Origin of the sequence: Streptomyces sp. NPDC001933 (assembly GCF_042890955.1) — a bacterium.
In the GTDB taxonomy this organism is placed as follows: domain Bacteria; phylum Actinomycetota; class Actinomycetes; order Streptomycetales; family Streptomycetaceae; genus Streptomyces.
The window spans coordinates 1-19,543 of the sequence record NZ_JBIASS010000003.1; the positions used below are offsets into that span (position 1 = coordinate 1).

Genomic DNA, 19,543 nt, shown 5'->3' on the forward strand with positions numbered 1-19,543 from the left:
GCGTGGGCGTGGCCCTGGCTGCCGTAGCCGATGACCGCGACCTTACGGCCCTGGATGATGGACAGGTCGGCATCGTCGTCGTAGAACAGCTCGGCCACTGGGTTTCTCCTTGGTGTGCAGGTGTTGCGTCCCACCGTACGGCGGGGTGCGTCTAATACGTTTTCGGGTCTCGCCATACGAGCGGCGAGGCGGCGGGTTCAGGGCCTGTCCGGCGGACAGGCGCTACGCCGTACGGTCGAGGGCGCGCAGCGAACGGTCGGTGATCGAGCGCGCGCCGCGCCCTATGGCGATGGTGCCGGACTGGACCAGCTCCTTGATGCCGTACTGCTCCAGCATCTTGAGCATGGCCTCCAGCTTGTCGGCGCCGCCGGTCGCCTCGATCGTGACGGCCTCCGGGGAGACGTCAACGGTCTTGGCGCGGAACAGCTTGACGATCTCGACGATCTGGGAGCGGGTCTCGTTGTCGGCGCGGACCTTCACCAGGACGAGCTCGCGCTGGATCGCAGCGGCCGGCTCGAGTTCGACGATCTTCAGGACGTTGACCAGCTTGTTGAGCTGCTTGGTCACCTGCTCCAGGGGCAGGTCCTCGACACTCACGACGATGGTGATGCGGGAGATGTCGGGGTGTTCGGTGGTGCCGACCGCGAGCGAGTCGATGTTGAAGCCGCGGCGGGAGAACAGGGCGGTGATCCGGGCGAGGACACCGGGCTTGTTCTCGACCAGGACGGAGAGCGTGTGCTTGGTGGACATGGAGTCGGTCTCTCTCTGTCTCTCAGTCGTCTTCGTTGTCGCCGAAGTCGGGACGGACCCCGCGGGCGGCCATGACCTCGTCGTTGGAGGTGCCGGCGGCGACCATCGGCCACACCATGGCGTCCTCGTGGACGATGAAGTCGATCACGACGGGGCGGTCGTTGATGGAGTTGGCCTCTTCGATGACCTTGTCCAGGTCGGCCGGGTCCTCGCAGCGGATCGCATAGCAGCCCATGGCCTCGGACAGCTTGACGAAGTCCGGGACGCGGGTGCCCTTCGCCGGGACTCCCTCGGTGTCCGCGCCGGAGTGCAGCACGGTGTTGGAGTACCGCTGGTTGTAGAACAGGGTCTGCCACTGGCGGACCATCCCGAGCGCGCCGTTGTTGATGATCGCGACCTTGATCGGGATGTTGTTGAGCGCGCAGGTGGTGAGTTCCTGGTTGGTCATCTGGAAGCAGCCGTCGCCGTCGATCGCCCAGACGGTGCGGTCGGGCATGCCGGCCTTGGCGCCCATCGCGGCCGGGACCGCGTACCCCATCGTTCCGGCGCCGCCGGAGTTCAGCCAGGTGGCGGGCTGCTCGTACTGGATGAAGTGCGAGGCCCACATCTGGTGCTGGCCGACGCCCGCCGCGAAGATCGTGCCCTCGGGGGCGAGCTGTCCGATGCGCTGGATGACCTGCTGCGGCGAGAGGCTGCCGTCCTCGGGCAGGTCGTAGCCGAGCGGGTAGGTGTCGCGCCAGCGGTTGAGGTCCTTCCACCAGGCGGCGTAGTCACCGACATGGCCCTCGGTGTGCTCGGCCTGGACGGCCTGGACCAGGTCGGCCAGGACCTCGCGGGCGTCCCCGACGATCGGGACGTCGGCGACCCGGTTCTTGCCGATCTCCGCGGGGTCGATGTCGGCGTGGACGATCTTGGCGTACGGGGCGAAGCTGTCCAGCTTGCCGGTGACGCGGTCGTCGAAGCGGGCTCCGAGGGCGACGATCAGGTCGGCCTTCTGCAGCGCGGTGACGGCGGTGACCGCACCGTGCATGCCCGGCATTCCGACGTGCAGCGGGTGGCTGTCGGGGAATGCGCCGAGCGCCATCAGTGTGGTGGTGACGGGCGCTCCGGTGAGCTCTGCGAGGACCTTCAGTTCGGCGGTGGCCCCCGCCTTGATGACGCCGCCGCCGACGTACAGCACCGGCCGGCCGGCCTGGGTGATCAGCTTGGCGGCTTCGCGGATCTGCTTGGCGTGCGGCTTGGTGACCGGGCGGTAGCCGGGCAGGTCCTGGGTCGGCGGCCAGCTGAACGTGGTCTGCGCCTGCAGCGCGTCCTTGGCGATGTCGACGAGGACGGGGCCCGGACGGCCGGTGGAGGCGATGTGGAAGGCCTCGGCGATCGTGTGCGGGATGTCCTCGGCCCTGGTGACCAGGAAGTTGTGCTTGGTGACCGGCATGGTGATGCCGCAGATGTCGGCTTCCTGGAAGGCGTCGGTCCCGATCGCCTTGGAGGCCACCTGGCCGGTGATCGCGACCAGCGGGACGGAGTCCATGTGGGCGTCGGCGATCGGGGTGACCAGGTTGGTGGCGCCGGGGCCGGAGGTCGCCATGCAGACGCCGACCTTGCCGGTGGCCTGCGCGTAGCCGGTGGCCGCGTGTCCGGCGCCCTGCTCGTGGCGGACCAGGACGTGACGGACCCGGGTGGAGTCCATCATCGGGTCGTACGCCGGAAGGATGGCGCCGCCGGGAATGCCGAATACCGTGTCGGCCCCCACCTCCTCGAGGGAGCGGATGAGGGACTGCGCGCCCGTGACGTGCTCAACGGTGGCGGAGGACGATCCGCCGTTACGGGCCCGCGGCTGGGGATGGTGGGCCCCGGTGGCCTGCTCGGTCATCGGCATTCTCTTCTCGAAGCTGAGGGTTTCTGCGGGTGTTTTGCAACAATTTGCGTCGTGCCGGTGCAACAAAAAACCCCTCGTGCCGTGAGGCAAGCGAGGGGAGCGCGTCGGTGCGGTCTGCAGAGTGCCATGAGTGGGCTCTGCTTCAGCCGACGCGCTTTCCAAGTACGAGAATTCGGGTGCGCATGGCAATGACCCTCTCTCCGACGCACTCGACGTGTCAAGTGGGTGGGATGGGCGTCTCAGAATGTGAGCCGCTGAGGAGCGGGATCGAGCCACCGGTCAGGACCGGCTGGGCCATGGTGCTGCCGGGCACCGGGAACTCGCCGCGGGCCAGGGCGCGGCGCAGCCGGTACTCGTCGAGCGGCCCGGAGAAGGCCATTCCCTGGCCGTGCGTACAGCCCATGGCGCGCAGCGCGAGGACCTGCTCCGGCACGTCGACCCCGTCGGCCACGGACTGCATGCCGAGGTCGCAGGCGATGCGCAGCAGGCCGCTGGTGATCTTGTGGAGCCGGGCGGACTCCACCACTCCCTCGACGAGGCCGCGGTCCAGTTTCAGTACGTCGATGGGGAGGCGGCGCAGGGCGTTGATCGCGGCGTAGCCGCTGCCGAAGCCGTCGAGCGCGATGCGGACACCGCTGCGGCGCAGGGCCACGAGACGCTGCTCCAGGTCGTCGAAGGAGATCCGGGGGTCGCTGTCGGCGACCTCGATCATCAGGGCGCCGGAGGGCAGGCCGTGCCGGGTCAGCAGCGCCTCGACGGAGCCGAACGGTGTGCCCTTGTCGAGGAGGCGTCGGGCGGAGAGCCGCACGGCGACGGAGACCGGGTGTCCGGCCCTGGCCCGCTCGGCGGCCTGCTCGACGGCCTCTTCGAGGAGCCAGCGGCCGAGCTCGGCGGTGCGCTCGCCGTCCTCGGTGACGCGGAGGAACTCGGCCGGGGTGAACAGGATGCCCTGGGCGGAGCGCCAGCGGGCCTGGGCGGCGACGGCGGCGACCCGGCCGGTGGCGAGGTGCACGACGGGCTGGTGGAGCAGGGCGAACTCACCTTCGCGCAGGGCGGTGCGCAGCCGGGCCGCCAGCTCGGAGCGGCGCACCACGTCGGCCTGCATCTGCGGGGCGTACAGCTCGACCCGGTCCTTGCCGCCCGCCTTGGCGCGGTACATGGCGAGGTCGGCGTTGCGCATGAGATCGCTGGGGGTGATGCCGGGCTCGGCGAAGGCGACCCCGATGGACGCGGCAACCCGGACCTCGCCGGCACCGATGCGGTACGGCTGGGAAAGGGTGAGGCGCAGCCGGTCGGCGATCTCGTGGACCTGGCACTCCCGGGCGGGCTGGTCGCGGGTGCCGTCGCCGAGGATGATCGTCGCGAATTCGTCGCCGCCGAGGCGGGCGGCGGTGTCACCGGCCCGGACGGACTCGTGGAGGCGGCGGGCGGCCTGGATGAGGAGCTCGTCGCCCGCCTGGTGGCCGAGGCGGTCGTTGACCGCCTTGAAGCCGTCGAGGTCGATGAAGAGGACTGCGGTGCCGGAGTCGCCGGAGCGACGGCCGCCGAGGGCCTGGCGGACCCGTTTGGTGAACAGGGCCCGGTTGGGCAGGTCGGTGAGCGGGTCGTGCTCGGCGTTGTGCTGCAACTGGGCCTGGAGCCGGACCCGTTCGGTCACGTCGCGGCTGTTGAGGATCAGCCCGCCCTGGTGGCGGTTGGCCGTGGATTCGACGTTGAGCCAGTCCCCCGTGCCGGATCTGAAGCGGCACTCGATCCGGGTGGTGGGTTCCTCGTACGGCGGGGCGGCGAGGAACCGGCGCACCTCGTGGACCACCCGCCCCAGGTCGTCGGGGTGGATGATCGAGGACAGCTCGGCGCCGACCAGCTCGTCGGCCTCGCGCCCGTACACCCCGGCGGCGGCGGGGCTGACGTAGCGCAGCACTCCGTTCGGCGCGACGATCATGATGACGTCACTGGAGCCCTGCACCAGGGAGCGGAAGTGGTTCTCCTTCTGCGCCAGTTCCTGGGTGAGTGCGATGTTGTCGACGAGCATGATGCCCTGCCGTACGACCAGGGCGAGGACCACCGTGCAGCCGGTGAGGATCACCACGCGATCCACCCGGCGGCCCTCGACGGCGCTGTACAGGATGCCGAGGGTGCAGACGGCGGCGGCGAGATAGGGCGTCAGCGCGGCCAGCGACCCCGCGATGGGGCGGCTGGTGGGCTGCGCGCTCCGGGGCGGGAGGGCGTTGTCCGCGGCCTTGTTGGCGCCCCAGGGCGCGTACGCGAGGAGCAGGGAGCCGGCGAACCAGCCCGCGTCCAGCATCTGGCCGGAGTGGTAGGTCTGGCGCAGCAGCGGCGAGGTGAACAGGGCGTCGGACAGGACCGTCAGGGCGAGTGCGGCGACGGCGGTGTTCACCGCGGAGCGGTTGACGTTGGAGCGCCGGAAGTGCAGCGCCAGCACCATGGAGACCAGCACGATGTCGAGCAGCGGATAGGCCAGCGCCAGCGCCGCCCGTGCCACGCTCGCACCCTCGGCGTCCACCAGATGCGCGGTGTGGGCGAGGGCGAGGCTCCAGGAGAGCGTGAGCAGCGATCCGCCGATCAGCCAGGCGTCCAGCGCGAGACAGACCCAGCCGGCCCTGGTGACGGGGCGCTTCGCGAGGACCAGCAGCCCGACGATGGCGGGCGGCGCGAAGCAGAGGAAGAAGACGTCGGCCAGGGAGGGCGTGGGCACCTGGAGCCCGAGCACCACCTCGTACCAGCCCCAGACCGCGTTGCCCGCGGAGGCCATGAACGAGGAGAGCGCGAACAGCAGCCAGGCGGGCCGGAACCGGCTGGCGCCGGCCCGCGCGTAGCGGAAGCAGGAGACGGCGGCGATCAGCGCCGCCGCACTGAGCCCGAAATCCCCCATGATGAGCGCCAGTTGCCGCGAGCCCCAGCCGAGGGCCGCTCCCACGGCGTATCCGGCCCAGACGGCGCCGAGGAGGATCTGCCAGACCAGCGCGGATGCGCTGCCCACGGCCGGCCTCCGGGTCAGGAGCGCCCCGAGGGCGTCGGCCGGCGCGCTCACCGGGGCGCCCCCGGTGTCGTCGGGTGCGCGCGCACCCGGCGTCCCGCCGGTCCCCGTCGGCTGTCCGGCGGTGTCGGATCATGCACCCATCGGCCGTACATCGCCCGTCGCCCCCTCGCGTGTCGCGTCCTCCCCGGCGCCGTCCCTTCCACGGCGCAGCGCCCCTTTCGGGACGATACACCAGACTCGTCACGCAGGGACATAGTCCCTCTACTCTCCGTGACGACCGGGGGTTCGTCCGGAACGGTGTGCGACGGGAAGCCTCCGCAGCGTGGTCAGCCGATGGTGCGTACCACGTTCTCCACCGGCTCGCCCGCGGCGAACCGATTCAGCTGCCCGGCCAGCAGGCGCTTGGCGCGCGGCAGGAAGGCCGAAGTGCTGCCGCCCACGTGAGGGGTGATCAGAACGTTCGGAGCATGCCAGAGAGGGTGGCCGGCGGGCAGCGGTTCCGGGTCGGTCACGTCGAGGGCGGCACGCAGCCGGCCGGACTGGAGTTCGGCCAGCAGCGAATCGGTGTCGACGACGCCGCCCCGGGCGACGTTCACGAGCAGCGCCCCGTCCCGCATCGCGGCGAGGAACTCCGCGCCGACCAGCCCCTGTGTGGAAGGGTTCAGCGGGGTGGACAGCACGACGACATCGGCCTCGGGCAGCAGCGCGGGCAGGTCGTCGAGCGCGTGTACGGGGCCGCGTGCGGTTGTCCGCGCGGAGCGCGCGACGCGCGTCACCCGCGCACACTCGAAGGGTGCGAGCCGGTCCTCGATGGCGGCGCCGATCGATCCGTACCCCACGATCAGCACGGACTTGTCGGCGAGCGCGGGGTAGAAGCCGGACCGCCACTCCTCCTTGTCCTGGCCGTGGACGAATCCGGGAACACCGCGCAGGGAGGAGAGGATCAGGGCGAGGGTGAGCTCCGCGGTGGACGCCTCGTGGACCCCCTTGGCGTTGCACAGCATCGCCCCCGTCGGCAGCAGGCCGAGCCCCGGCTCGACGTGGTCGATGCCCGCGGAGAGCGTCTGCACGACCCGGACGCCCGCCATGCCGCCGAGCGGCCGGACCGCGACCTCGGAGCCCTTCATGTACGGCACCACGTAGAAGGCGCAGTCGGCGGGGTCGGCGGGGTAGTCCGGCCCGCCGTCCCAGAAGCGGTAGTTGAGCCCCTCGGGGAGCCCTTCGATCTCGTCGGCCGGGAACGGCATCCATACGTCGGGCGTCTTCGTCACGTCGGGAGCATTCGTGGAAGTCATGGTCAGGAGGCTAATTGGCGGAGGCCGTGCGAGGGGCGGCGGGCGGCAGAGGTTACTTTGGGGTGCGGTGCGGTCCCGTGGACGGCGGGGCGTGGGCCCGGTTCGACGGCGGGGCCTGGGGAGGATCGGGGAGTTGGAGCGCAGGAGTCTCGGTGCGGCGGCGCTCGCCGTGGGGGCGGTCGGTCTCGGCTGCATGCCGATGAGCTGGGCGTACAGCGCCTCGCAGCAGCGCGGTGACCGTGCGTTGCGCACGGTGCACGCCGCGCTCGACGCGGGTGTCCAACTGCTCGACACGGCCGACATGTACGGCCCGTTCACCAATGAGCTGCTGGTGGGGCGGGCGCTGAAGGGCCGCAGGTCGGACGCGTTCGTCTCCACCAAGTGCGGGCTGCTGGTGGGCGACCAGCACATCGTGGCCAACGGCCGTCCCGGTTATGTGCGGCGGGCCTGCGACGCCTCGCTGCGCCGGCTCCAGACCGATGTGATCGATCTGTACCAGCTGCACCGGGCCGACCCCGAGGTGCCCGTCGAGGAGACCTGGGGTGCGATGGCGGAGCTGGTGACCGCCGGGAAGGTGCGGGCGCTCGGCCTCTGCGCGGTCGGGGCCCGGGCCTCACGCCGATCGGGGTCGCGGATGTACGACGAAACGATCCGTCAGCTGGACCGGGTGCAGCAGGTCTTCCCGGTGAGCGCGGTGCAGGCAGAGCTCTCGGTCTGGTCGCCTCAGGCGCTGGAGTCGCTGCTCCCGTGGTGTTCGGCGCGGGGTGTGGGGCTGCTGGCGGCGATGCCGCTGGGGAACGGTTATCTGACCGGCACGCTGACACCCGGGCAGGGTTTCGAGCCGGACGATCTGCGCGCCCGGCATCCCCGGTTCACGGCGGAGATGATGGCGGCGAACCAGCCGGTGGTCGCCGGGCTGCGGCGGATCGCCGAGCGGCACGGGGCGAGTGTCGCGCAGGTGGCGCTGGCCTGGGTGCTGCGGCAGGGGCCGCATGTGGTGCCGGTGCCGGGGACCAAGCGGGAGCGGTGGGCGGTGGAGAACGCGGGGGCCGCCGGACTGACCCTGACCGCGCGGGACCTGGCGGAGATCGCCGCCCTGCCCGGTGCTCAGGGGTCGTGGGACTGAGAACGACCGGCACTCGGGGGCTTCGGGAACCCCGGGGCGGGGCCGCGGTGTAAGAACAGTAGTCAGGTGGCCGTCGAAGGGATCGGTGCTGTGCGCGGTGTTCTGTTCGGATCTGTACGAGGGCCCGCCGGGCCGCGGGGGCGGGGCCTGCGCCGCGGGACGGTGGCCGTGCTGGCGGCCGGCTCGCTGGCGCTGAGCGCGGGGTGCTCCTCGGGCGGCGGCTCCGGCAGCATGGCGGGCGTCGACGGGACGCCACCGGTCGCCCGTTCCTCCTCCGCCGCCCCGAAGCCGTCGGCCCCGAAGCCGTCCGCCTCGCCGTCCCTGCCGCCCGTCAAGGGCTCGGTGAAGGTGGTGTCGACGCTCACCGGGGGCCTGGAGTCGCCCTGGGGACTGGCCGAGCTGCCCGGCGGCGATCTGCTGGTCTCCTCCCGCGACAAGGGCACGATCACCCGGATCGACGCGAAGACCGGCGAGAAGACCCTGCTGGGCGAGGTGCCCGGGGTGTCGCCCGGCGGTGAGGGCGGGCTGCTGGGGATCGCGGTCTCCCCCACGTACGGCTCGGACCACATGGTGTACGCGTATTTCACGACCGAGTCCGACAACCGCATCGCCCGCATGCAGTACGACGAGAAGGGCACGACGCCCGGCCGGCTGCTGGGTGCGCCGGACACGATCCTGCGCGGCATCCCCAAGGGGGCGATCCACAACGGCGGGCGGATCGCCTTCGGCCCGGACCACATGCTGTACGCGGGCACCGGGGAGACGGGCGACGACGGCCTCGCGCAGGACAAGAAGTCGCTGGCCGGCAAGATCCTGCGGATGACCCCGGACGGGCAACCGCTGCACGGCAACCCGGAGGCCGACTCCGTGGTGTATTCGTACGGGCACCGCAATGTGCAGGGGCTGGCCTGGGACGGGCAGGGACAGCTGTGGGCGTCCGAATTCGGCCAGGACACCTGGGACGAGCTGAACCGGATCGAGCCGGGTGGGAACTACGGCTGGCCGGAGGCCGAGGGCAAGGCGGGAAAGAGGGGTTTCATCGACCCCGTGGCACAGTGGAAGACGTCCGAGGCCTCCCCGAGCGGGATCGCCTTCGTCAACGGTTCGATCTGGATGGCCGGCCTGCGCGGCAAGCGGCTCTGGCGGATCCCGCTGTCCGGCAGCGATGGAAAGAAACCTCTGGCGGCCCCGCAGTCGTTCCTGGAGGGTAAGTACGGCCGTCTGCGTACCGTGCTCGCCGCGGGCGGCGACAAGCTCTGGCTCGTCACGAGCAATACGGACACCCGTGGCACCCCGAAGCCGGGAGACGACAGGATCCTGGTGCTGACGGTGCGGTAAGCGGCTACAGCAGGTGAAAGGGCGTGCGGCCGGTGTTCAACTTCTTCGAGGAACTTTTCGCGCCCGGCCGCAAGCACACCTCCGACGAGCAGAAGCGGCTGGAGCTGACCCGGGTGGATCTCGGCGTCGGCGACCCGGGGCGCGGTCCGATAGACCTGGCCTCCGGGAAGGTCGTCGTCAGGGCGCCCGGTGCGGATGCGGGTACGGGCGCGGATTCGGGTACGGGCGCGGACGCGGGTGCAGGCGCGGACGCGGGTACAGGCGCGGACGCGGACGGCCCGGACACGGACGGCTCGGACACGTAGTCATGAGCGGGGCCCGTCAGGTGTCGCTCCGGGCCGGGTACAGGCGGAGCCGGTGGGCGAGTGCGGCCGCCTCGCCTCGGCTGGAGACGCCGAGCTTGGCGAGAATGCTGGAGACATGCACGCTCGCGGTCTTGGGCGATATGTAGAGCTGCTCGGCGATCCTGCGGTTCGTGTGGCCCTCGGCGACCAGCCGGTGCACGTCCTGTTCGCGTCTTGTCAGCCCGAAGGACTCCACCGCGGCGGCGGCCGCCTCGCGCAGGCGGTCCTCGGCGCGCTCCGGATCCACCGCGTCGTCGCCGGTGCCGTCCGGGCCGGCAACGGTGCCGGGGACGGTGACAGCGGCCGGGATCTCGGGTGCGGTGCCGTGGTCCGGGGCGGTGAGGGCGATACGGGCGCGGCCGGCCAGCAGCTCGATGGTCGCGGTGAGCGGGCGGGCGCCGAGCCGCACGGCGGTGCGGTGGGCCTCGCGCAGCAGGGTGGTGACGGTGGACCGGTCGCCGGCCGCGATCAGGAGGGCCTCGGCCCAGCGGTGCTGGATCCGGGCCAGCTCGTACGGGCGGTGCAGCGGCGCGAAGGCGGCGGCCGCGCGGGACCAGTGGCCGGGGGTGTCGGTCCCCTCGGCCCTGGCCAGCTCGGCGTCGACGAGGAGGCCGTGGGCGGCCCAGACGGGGACGAGCATCGGCAGCTGCTTCAGGTGGGCACGGATGGCGGCCAGGATCGCCGGCCGGCCGGGGTCGGCGGCGGGCAGGCCCCTGGCGTCGGCCTCGGCCGCGGCGGCGACGTGGAGCAGCGGCAGGGCGTACCGCTGGGTGCCGGGCGGGAATCCCTGCTCCGAACGGGCCTCGAACTCGGCCCGCGCGTCGGCCAGTCGGCCCTGTTGCGCGGCGAGGGCCATGGCGTGGCGCGCGGGGGCGATGAGGTGCTGCGGCTGCGGGTCGCGGGAGCCGAAACAGCGTCGGGTCAGGGCCAGTTGCTCCTCGGCCTCGGCCAGGTCGCCCCGGGCCAGGGCGAGTTCGGTTCGGCACGAGGCCACCAGCCCCTGCGCCTTGCTGGACCGGGCGGCACGTGCCGCGGCGTCGGTGGTGGTCCGGCTCTCGTCCCAGTGCCCCAGGGAGAACAGCGAGGCCGCCCGGTTGCAGCGGACCCACGCCTCCATGTCGGCGATGCCGTGGCTGCGGCTGATCGCGATGCCGTGGTCCGCGGCGGTCACGGCCTCCAGGGAGCGGCCCATGGATTCGAGGGTGGAGGGGAGGTCGATGGCGGCCCGGCTCATGATGCCGACCAGGTGGAGTTCGTCGGCGCGGTCGCGGACGGCGTACATCTCGGCGATGCCCTCGTCGACGCCGCCCGCCTCGGCGGTGAGCCCGCCGCGGGTGAGCCGGGCGTGCAGCTCGGTGTACTCGTCGTCGACGAGCCGGGCGTACTCCACGGCCCGGTCGACGGCGAGCAGCGTCTCGGCGCCGGGGCGGTGCAGGGCGCCCCATCCCGCCACGCTCGTCAGGACGTCGGCGTGGACGACGGACGGGGGCAGTCCGCGGACGAGTTCCTGGGCGTTGGCCAGTTCCTGCCATCCGTCGCCCCGGGTGAGGTCCTGCATGAGCCGGGAGCGCTGGACCCAGAACCAGGCGGCGCGCAGCGGGTCGTGCTCGCCCTCCAGGACGCGCATGGCCTTCTTGGCGATGGCCAGGGCACGTTCGCGTTCCCCGCCGAACCGGGCGGCGACGGTGGCCTCGGCCATGAGGTCGAGATAGCACAGCGGGGTGGCGTCGGGGTCGCTGCTGCAGATGGGGTGGCTCTCGGCGTAGTCGATGGGGCGCAGGGTGTCGCGTACCTCTTCGGGGGCGTCGTCCCACAGCTCCATCGCCCGTTCCAGCAGCCGGAGTTGTTCGGCGAACGCGTAGCGGCGACGGGCTTCGACCGAGGCCTTCAGCACGGCGGGCAGGGCCTTGGCGGTTTCGTGTGCGCCGTACCAGTAGCTGGCGAGCCGGGTGGCGTGCTCCCCGGCGCGGACGAGGGCCGGGTCGGCCTCCAGGGCCTCGGCGTAGCGCCGGTTGAGCCGGGAGCGCTCGCCGGGGAGCAGGTCGTCGCTGACGGCCTCACGGACCAGGGAGTGCCGGAAGCGGTAGCCGTTGCCCTCCGGGGTGGTGAGCAGCAGGTTGGCGCCGACGGCCGCCCGCAGTGCCTCGATGAGGTCGTCCTCGGTGAGCCGGGCGACCGCGGCCAGCAGCTCGTACTCGACGGCTGAACCGCCCTCGGCGACGATCCGGGCGATGTTCCGGGCGTTCTCCGGGAGCGCTTCGACGCGTACGAGCAGGAGGTCGCGCAGTGAGTCGGAGAGCCGGGAGTGGTCACCGCTCTCCAGGCTGCGGGCGAGTTCCTCGACGAAGAAGGCGTTGCCGTCGGAGCGTTCGAAGATCTCGTCGACGAGGGCGTCCTCGGGGGTGGCGGCGAGGATGCCGGTGAGCTGGCGGCGCACCTCGGCGCGGTTGAAGCGGGCGAGTTCGATCCGGCGGACGGTGCGCAGCCGGTCCAGTTCGGCGAGGAGGGGGCGCAGCGGGTGGCGGCGGTGGATGTCGTCGGAGCGGTAGGTGCCGATCACGACGAGGCGGCCGTTGCGCACGGTGCGGAAGAGGTAGGCGAGGAGGTGGCGGGTGGAGGCGTCGGCCCAGTGCAGGTCTTCGAGTACGAGGACGACGGCTCGTTCGGCGGAGATGCGTTCCAGGAGCCGGGCGGTGAGCTCGAAGAGGCGGGCGGTGCTGTGTTCGTCGGTGGCGTCCCGGTCGGCCTCGCCGAGTTCGGGCAGCAGCCGGGCCAGTTCGCCCTCCTGCCCGGCGCAGGCGGCGGCGACCTCGGCGGGCAGGGTGCGGCGCAGGGCCCTCAGCGCGGTGGAGAACGGGGCGTAGGGCAGGCCGTCGGCACCGATCTCGACGCAGCCGCCGACGGCGACGACCGCGTCACGGCGCACCGCCGCCGCGAGGAACTCCTCGACCAGCCGGGTCTTGCCGACCCCCGCCTCGCCGCCGATGAGCAGCGCCTGCGGTCCGCCCGGACCGCCGGCCCCGTCCGGGCCCCCGGCGCCCTGCGCGCGGGCGAGCGCGTCGACGAGTGAGGCGAACTCGCCCTCACGGCCGACGAACACGGGACTGACGGACCTGGTCTCCACGCCGCCGAGCATCGCACACGGGTCCGGCCTCACGTGGCGTGGACGAGTCGATTCCGGTCGGTACTCACCGGCCTCCCGGCCTCCCCGCGCCCGGAGTGCCGGGCGGCCCTGCGGGCGTCCCGGCGGGCGCGAACGGCCTCCCGGACGAGCCGGTCCCGCTCGGCCCGGTGGCGCAGTTCGGCGGCGCGCAGCTCGTGGAGCCGGTACGTTTCCATGTGCTTCTCCCTGAGGACGACGGCCCGTCCGGGCCGGGGGCGGCAGTGGTTCTCTGCCGTCCCCCGACTGTCGTCTCCCAGAGGGTGTCGCCGCATCGGGCAGGATCCGCATCTTCGCGGGGCGCCGTGCCCTGTCCGGGTGCGGGCGCCGCCGTATGCGGGCCGGGGTCCCTCGGGCGGATGCCCTACGAGGTGGCCGTCGGGCCGGGTCCGTGGAGGTCACCCGCTCCCTGCGCGCCCGTGTCCGGCGGCCGTCGTGGTCACTGGGCGGCGGTCGCGGTCGGCAGCGCCACGATGAGGTCGAAGTACATGGCGGCGGAGAGCAGCAGGCCGAGGGCACCGAGCACGATGCCGGCGGTCGCCACGGCGCGGACCCAGCCGGGCTGCGGGTGCGCGGAGGGTGCGCCGAAGGCCGGGCGGACCAGGGCGAAGACTCCGACCAGCAGGGCGAGCAGGGCGAAGAGCCCGTTGACCAGGGCGGTGGTGTGCCAGGCGTCGCCGTAGATCTCGGAGATCTGCTGGGCGGCGGTGCCACCGTTGGCGGACTTGATCTGGCCGATCAGGGTCTCGCGCTCGGCAGCGACCTTGCCGGTCCAGGACCCGGTGAGTGCGACGACACCGAGACCGGCCGCGACCACGGAGGCGGCGGCCGAGCCGAGGCCGGAGGGCTCCTTGCCGGAGTCGTCGTCGAGCTCGTCGAGGTCCAGGTCGTCCGGGTCCAGGTCGTCCGAGGCGTCCTCGGACGCGGCCTTCTCGGTCGGGATCTCCTCGGCGTCGGATGCTTCTGCTGCTGCGGTTGCTTCAGGATCGGCGGGAACAGTGGGGCTCGTGGTGGTCCTGGGGTTCATGTCGCGCACGCTAGGCGGCCCGTATGAGAACCCCCTTAACGTCCGCCCGAAGCGCCGCCGCCACGGGAGGGCCCCGGCGGGCGCTCGCCCGCCGGGGCCGTTGCCGGGGCCGTCGCCGTCCAGATCAGCCCGCCGCGTCGAAGGAGTCCTGGAGGCGGGGTACGTAGTCGGCGAACGCGGCCGCCCAGCAGCCGTAGTTGTGGCCGCCGTCGCAGGTGGGAGCGAGCGCCGACCCGTTGCCGTAGTCGACCAGGCGGCTGGGCAGACCGAGCGTGTCCATGCGGGACTTGACGTTCCTGGCGGCGATCGCGGTGAAGTGGTCGATCACGTCGTTGTCACCGGTGTAGAGCGTGACGTCGGTGTCGGCGAGCTTGGCCAGGTTGACCGGGGCGGCGGGGTCGACCGCCTTCCAGATCCGGTCCGCGTTCAGGACCGGGTAAGGGGAGCCGAAGATCGCGTCGCTGTCGACCATGGGCCCGTAGCCGGTGCACTGGCCGGTCCCGGACGGGGTGGAGGTGCTCACGGCGCACCAGGCGCCCGTGATGTTGAGTTCCGTGGCCAGGACCGCCGCGCGGACCTCCGCCATGCCGAAGTCGATGCCGCCGGACAGGGAGGCGACGTGACCGAAGAGGTCGGGCCGGGCCTCGCCGTAGTGCATGGCGCCGAACCCGCCCATCGAGAGGCCGACGACGGCCCGATGTCCCCTGTCGGCGATGGTGCGCAGGTTGGCGTCGATGAAGGGGACGACCTGCTTCAGGTGGAAGGTCTCCCAGTTCGCCGCGCCCTCGGCGGTGTTCTGCATGAGCCAGTCGGCGTACCAGCCCTTGCGTCCGCCGTCCGGCACGACGGTGATCATCGAGTCCGAGCGCAGCGCCGGGACGGCCGCGGCGTCGTCCGGGCTTCCGGGCCCGCCGTGCAGGAAGTACGCCACCGGCCAGCGCTTGTCCGGGTCGGCCCGATAGCCGCTGGGCAGGAAGATGCGGATCTTGTGCTTCCCGGCCACCTGCGGGGTGGTCACGGTGATGGTGAAGTCGGTGGCCGAGTGCACCTCGGTGCCCCCGGCGACCTGGGTCAGGCCGAACCCGTCGGTCAGCACCGGCGGGGCGGCGCCGTCGGCGTGGGCGAGCGGGGCGGTGAGGGTCGCGGTCATGGTCAGCGCGGCGGCGGCCACGGCCGTTCGCGCCCGGGTCCGCCAGGTGGTCCGTGGTGTTCTCATCGGGTGTCCTCTCCGAGAGCGGGCGGCTCTCGCCGTGGGGGAAGGTCCCGGCCTGGGGGCCGGGACCTTCCGGTCGTGGTTCTCAGAGCGCGCAGAACGCGTCGGTCATGGCCTTGCCCGTATGGGCCTGTCCCGGCGTACCGCCGAGAAGATGGAACTCGTTGTTCGCGTGCGCCACCTGCTCGGTGCCGTCCTCGCTGCTCAGCCACTCGCTGAAGTAGCCGAGCACCGCGCCGTTGTGTCCCCAGGCCGACTTCCCGCAGGACAGCTGCATGCGCTCGATGCCCAGCCCGTAGCCGACATCGGCGGTCACGGGAACGGTGGTCTTGAGCTCGGCCATCTGCGCGGGCTCAAGGAGTTTTCCGGTCATCAGCGCCCGGGAGAACGTGGCCAGGTCGTCCATGGTCGACACCATGGCCCCGGCGCTCCCGAAGACCTGCACGTTGGAGGCCGTCGCGTCGCTGATGAAGATCGTCCGGATCGCGTAGCCGTGGAGGTGGTTGCCGTAGAGCGCGGGGTCGGATGTGGGGAAGCTGGTGTCGCGCAGGCCGAGCGGTTCGATGATGCGCCGCTGGATCTGCGTGGCCGCGTCCTCGCCGGTGACGGCCTTGATCACCATGCCCGCGAGCACGTAGTTGGTGTTGGAGTAGTCGAACTTCTCGCCCGGCTCGGTCGTCGGCGCGCGCATGGCGAGGGCGACGTTGACCAGGTTCTGCGGCGGGAAGACCTCCCTCGGGTTGGTGTTGAGGAAGTACGGCCCGTTGATCTGTATGGTTTTGAAGTAGTCGGGCAGGCCCGAGGTGTGGTTGAGCAGCTGACGGATCGTGATCTTCGAGCCGTCGTAGCCGTTGGCGGCGACCGCCCCCGGCAGCCACTTGGCGACGGTGTCGTCCAGCGAGAGCTTCTTCTCGCCCTCCAGCTGGAGCAGCACGGTGGAGGTGAACGCCTTGGTGTTGCTGCCGATCCGGAACTTCGCCTTCGGGTCTGCGGGCACCTTGGTCGCGCGGTCACCGACACCCGCGTGCACGTACTGGGTGGTGTCACCCTTCCGCACCATGCCGATCACGCCCGGGTATCCGTCGGCGATCCCCTGCTGGGCACCGGCCTGCAGGATGTCGGCCGGGGTCTGGGCGGCGGTCGAGGACTCGGCAGCCGTTGAGCCGGTGGCCGGGGCGGCGGCGGTCGCCGTGCCGGCACCGGTCATCAGCAGGCAGGCCGCGGTGGCCACCGGCAGCAGCCAGCGCCGATGCCCACGCACCCGCGAGGAGCGTCGGGCCCCGCCGTCGGTGGGCCGGTTCGCCGGGCCGGTCTCGATGCCTGCTCCGGAATCGTCGCGCATGCTCATTTTCTTTCCTGTCCCTTTCGGTCGGTCGGTCATTCCGGCTGTCTGGTGGGGTTCGGCCGCGCCTCAGCGCCGGCACGCGGCCGCGATGATCAGCAAAAGGACGAGAATTCCCGCCAATTGGAGGCAGGCGAGGCCGCCGAGGCGGTTGCCCTGCGGATTTCTCCGATTGGTCTCCACATGGCCACCGGCGAGAATTCCCGGGTGCTGCTTGGTGTAGTGCTCCAGTTGGCGTTGTGCGCCCTCGGACTCGGCGAGCCACGGCGTCTTGAATCCGCATTCGCCGCACCAGAATCGGTAGACCATGTCAACTCCTCATGAGTCGTTGCAGGAGAAAGTCATGAGAGGCGATCAGGTCCGATGCCGGTGCCGGTCCGGCCCCATGGACGCCATCTGCTTCCCGGATGCCCGGCGAGGTGCGCCGCCCCGTGTCGGCGCACCGGCCGGACACCACTGATCGTGCTGTTCACGCCATTCCGCGAACAGGACAGGCGACCGGCCATATATGACCGGTCGTCACCGGTAGGGTCGTCGCGACCGCGCCCGGTGGTGGAGGGATGTCGAAGTGGCGGATCAGCTCGGCACTTTGCTGCGTCGGCTGCGTAACCGGTCGGGGCTGACGCAGGAGCAGCTGGAGGCACGGTCCGGAGTGAGCGTGCGTACGATCCGCAGACTGGAGAACGGCAGATCCAGCGATCACCGGCTGGGTACGGTGAACCTGCTGGCGGACGCGCTGGAGGCCGGGCCCGAGGACCGTCAGCGGCTCGCCGCCACGCTCGCGAGGTCGAAGGCCGAGCCGGCCGGCGAAGCCTCGCCGGTACCCGTACCGGATTCCGCACCCGTACCCGCATCCCTGCCTGCACAGAATTCCGTGCAGAATCCCGGACAGAATTCAGGGCGGATCCCCGGACAGAATCCCGGACACAACCCCGTACCAAAAGTCCGCCCCAGCCCCACCGCTTCACCCGTTCACGGCGAACTCGTCACCGCCGCCGCCGAATTGGCCCGGGAAATCCGGCGCCGCTGGCAGCGCGAGGAGGAACACCGCCGGGTGCACGACCCCTTTCCGCTTCCGGTGCGCTGGCAGGACGCCCCCGAATCACTGACCGACCATTCGGAGAACATCCAGCGTCTGCCGCCGGGAGCGACGCCGGACCGAATGGACCTGAGCGGCGATCTGGGCAGCGTGGCCGAGGTCTACCGGCGGATCGGGTCCGGGCGGCTCGTGGTGCTCGGCCGGGCCGGATCCGGCAAGTCGGTCCTGACGATCAGGTTCGTCCTGGACCAGCTGGAGGCCCGGGAGCCGCACGACAGGGTGCCGGTGGTCTTCAGCATCGGCTCCTGGGACCCCACGGCCGTCGCGCTGCGGGACTGGCTGATCGACCGGCTGGTGCGCGACCACCCGCATCTCACCCGCCGGGCCCCCGACGGGTCGACGCTGGCGGCCGCCCTGGTCGACGCGGATCTCGTACTGCCGGTCCTGGACGGGTTCGACGAGATCGCGGAGGGTCTGCGGAGTACGGCCCTGGAGGTGCTCAACGCCACCTCGCTCCCGCTCGTCCTGACCAGTCGACGCGGCGAGTTCGCCGAGGCCGTCCAGGAGGCCGGTGCCCCGCTGGTCTGGGCCGCCGGTCTCGAACTGACCGATCTCACCCTCGAGGACCTCTCCGACTACCTGCCCCGGACGGCCCGGCCGGTCCCCCGCGACGACGGCGGGACCACGCCGGTCTGGACCCCCGTACTGGACCGGCTGCGCGCCCGGGAGGGCGGGGCGGTCGGCCCCCTGGCCAGGGTCCTGAGCACCCCGCTCATGGTCATCCTGGCGCGGACGATGTACAGCGAGGCGCCCGACAGGAATCCGGCGGAGCTGCTGGACACCGAGCGTTTCCCCGACGAGAACTCCCTCGAAGAACATCTGCTGGCGGGCTTCGTGCCGACGGTCTACCGGCGCCGGGTCGCCGAGCGCAGCGCCTCCGGCCACCGGGAGCGGCAGCGCGATCCGGAGCGCGCCGAGCGCTGGCTCGGCTTTCTCGCCCACCATCTGGCCCGGCTCGACGGCGACCAGCAGGACCTCGCGTGGTGGCGGATCGGTGATTCGCTGCGGCTGTCCACGCGGCTGCTGTCGGTGGTGGTGTCCTCGGCACTCTGCGTCACGCTCGCCGTGTGGTTCGTCAACCTGATCAACGTACCGTTCCCGGTCGGCGAGGCCCTCATGTCGAGCTGTTCGATGGGGGCGGCCGCCGGTCTCGCCTACGGGTGTGTCCACGCGATCCTGGTCCGGTTCGGCACCACGGCCTTCGAACCCGCCCATGTGCGGCTGCGGCTGCCCGGCGGGGGCACCGGCGTCGGCCGCAGACCGGTGCGCACGTTCGTCGCCCGGTTCGGCGCCGTACTGCCGGGCGGATTCGTGATGGGCGTCGGATGCGCCTCCGCCCTCGCCCTCCAGCGCTGGCTGTACTACGGGATCCCGCTCGCGAACGAGCTGGTGATCAAGGGCACCCTCATCAATATGCTGGTGCTCGGCCTGATCTTCGGCGCGGGCGCCGGGCTCGTCTTCGGGATCGTGGCCATGCTCGAAGCGCCGCTGGACGTCGCCTCCGCGGCCACCCCGGCCGGCCTGCTGGCCTCGAACCGCGCGACGGTGCTCCGGCAGGTTCTCGTACTGGTACCGATGCTCACCCTGGCCATCTCGGTCGGCGGGCACCTGATCACCGGCCTGCTCGACGGAATCCTCGGACCGCTGGTCTGGGACGTGACGGGCGGGCTCGTCATCGGTGCCATCGGCGGCATCGGCGGCACGTGCTCGTACGCGCTCTCGTTCACCGCCTGGGGGCGGTGGCTGGTCCTGTCGCGGGTCTGGCTGCCCCTGACCGGCAAGCTGCCCCGGGACACGGTGGCCTTCCTGGACGACGCCTACCGCCGGGGCGTCCTGCGCCAGACCGGCGCGGTGTACCAGTTCCGCCACATCCGGCTCCAGCACCACCTCGCCCGTTCGTACCGCGAGCACCAGAGCAAGTACGCACCGGCCCGGTTCGGTCCCGGGGCATGAGTGCCGGCACGGCCGG

The 19,543-nt window shown here is 71.6% G+C and carries 15 protein-coding genes; 4 read left to right on the top strand and 11 right to left on the bottom strand.

The window, feature by feature from the left end; all coding sequences use genetic code 11:
- The 5 genes from ACFYY7_RS07845 to ACFYY7_RS07865 form a co-directional block, all read right to left on the bottom strand.
- Positions 1-98: hypothetical protein (locus ACFYY7_RS07845; RefSeq protein ID WP_318273256.1), on the bottom strand; the 98-nt coding region annotated here is incomplete at its 3' end.
- Between the two features lie 124 nt (positions 99-222).
- Entirely contained in the window at positions 223-750 is a 528-nt protein-coding gene (gene ilvN, locus ACFYY7_RS07850) for an acetolactate synthase small subunit (RefSeq protein ID WP_266729519.1), read from the bottom strand.
- 22 nt (positions 751-772) lie between these two features.
- The gene (locus tag ACFYY7_RS07855) at positions 773-2,629 is read right to left on the bottom strand and encodes an acetolactate synthase large subunit (RefSeq protein ID WP_388658445.1); all 1,857 of its coding nucleotides are present in this window, start codon (positions 2,627-2,629) and stop codon (positions 773-775) included.
- Positions 2,630-2,846: 217 nt separating this feature from the next.
- Complete coding sequence (locus ACFYY7_RS07860; RefSeq protein ID WP_388658448.1) at positions 2,847-5,681, bottom strand: putative bifunctional diguanylate cyclase/phosphodiesterase; 2,835 nt, start codon at positions 5,679-5,681, stop codon at positions 2,847-2,849.
- 275 nt (positions 5,682-5,956) lie between these two features.
- The gene (locus tag ACFYY7_RS07865; protein ID WP_388658451.1) at positions 5,957-6,925 is read right to left on the bottom strand and encodes a 2-hydroxyacid dehydrogenase; all 969 of its coding nucleotides are present in this window, start codon (positions 6,923-6,925) and stop codon (positions 5,957-5,959) included.
- Positions 6,926-7,058: 133 nt separating this feature from the next.
- Between ACFYY7_RS07865 and ACFYY7_RS07870 the strand changes: the two genes are divergently transcribed.
- The 3 genes from ACFYY7_RS07870 to ACFYY7_RS07880 all read left to right on the top strand — a co-directional run bounded on the left by ACFYY7_RS07870 (position 7,059) and on the right by ACFYY7_RS07880 (position 9,694).
- The gene (locus ACFYY7_RS07870) at positions 7,059-8,051 is read left to right on the top strand and encodes an aldo/keto reductase (protein ID WP_388658453.1); all 993 of its coding nucleotides are present in this window, start codon (positions 7,059-7,061) and stop codon (positions 8,049-8,051) included.
- Between the two features lie 162 nt (positions 8,052-8,213).
- The gene (locus ACFYY7_RS07875; protein ID WP_388659739.1) at positions 8,214-9,389 is read left to right on the top strand and encodes a PQQ-dependent sugar dehydrogenase; all 1,176 of its coding nucleotides are present in this window, start codon (positions 8,214-8,216) and stop codon (positions 9,387-9,389) included.
- Positions 9,390-9,421: 32 nt separating this feature from the next.
- Positions 9,422-9,694, top strand: coding sequence for a DUF6191 domain-containing protein (locus ACFYY7_RS07880; RefSeq protein WP_388659740.1), 273 nt, complete (start codon positions 9,422-9,424; stop codon positions 9,692-9,694).
- 16 nt (positions 9,695-9,710) lie between these two features.
- Here ACFYY7_RS07880 and ACFYY7_RS07885 read toward each other — a convergent pair whose 3' ends face one another.
- From ACFYY7_RS07885 to ACFYY7_RS07910, 6 genes are all read right to left on the bottom strand, one after another.
- Positions 9,711-12,869 carry an AAA family ATPase gene (locus ACFYY7_RS07885; RefSeq protein ID WP_388658456.1) on the bottom strand — a complete coding sequence of 1,053 codons (3,159 nt, stop codon included), beginning with the start codon at positions 12,867-12,869 and terminating at the stop codon, positions 9,711-9,713.
- Positions 12,870-12,886: 17 nt separating this feature from the next.
- On the bottom strand, positions 12,887-13,072 hold the full coding sequence (locus ACFYY7_RS07890) for a hypothetical protein (protein ID WP_388658458.1): 186 nt from the start codon (positions 13,070-13,072) through the stop codon (positions 12,887-12,889).
- Between the two features lie 260 nt (positions 13,073-13,332).
- On the bottom strand, positions 13,333-13,920 hold the full coding sequence (locus ACFYY7_RS07895) for a hypothetical protein (protein ID WP_388658460.1): 588 nt from the start codon (positions 13,918-13,920) through the stop codon (positions 13,333-13,335).
- 124 nt (positions 13,921-14,044) lie between these two features.
- Complete coding sequence (locus ACFYY7_RS07900; RefSeq protein WP_388658462.1) at positions 14,045-15,136, bottom strand: alpha/beta hydrolase; 1,092 nt, start codon at positions 15,134-15,136, stop codon at positions 14,045-14,047.
- Between the two features lie 82 nt (positions 15,137-15,218).
- Positions 15,219-16,475 (bottom strand): serine hydrolase domain-containing protein, encoded by a 1,257-nt coding sequence (locus ACFYY7_RS07905; RefSeq protein ID WP_388658465.1) that lies wholly within the window; start codon positions 16,473-16,475, stop codon positions 15,219-15,221.
- Positions 16,476-16,544: 69 nt separating this feature from the next.
- A complete protein-coding gene (locus ACFYY7_RS07910; protein WP_388658467.1) occupies positions 16,545-16,784 on the bottom strand; it encodes a hypothetical protein in 240 nt (79 codons plus the stop codon).
- Between the two features lie 259 nt (positions 16,785-17,043).
- On the opposite strand from ACFYY7_RS07910, the gene ACFYY7_RS07915 reads away from it, so the two are divergent.
- Positions 17,044-19,527, top strand: a complete 2,484-nt coding sequence (locus ACFYY7_RS07915) for a helix-turn-helix domain-containing protein (protein WP_388658470.1) — start codon at positions 17,044-17,046, stop codon at positions 19,525-19,527.
- The last annotated feature ends 16 nt before the right edge of the window (positions 19,528-19,543 follow it).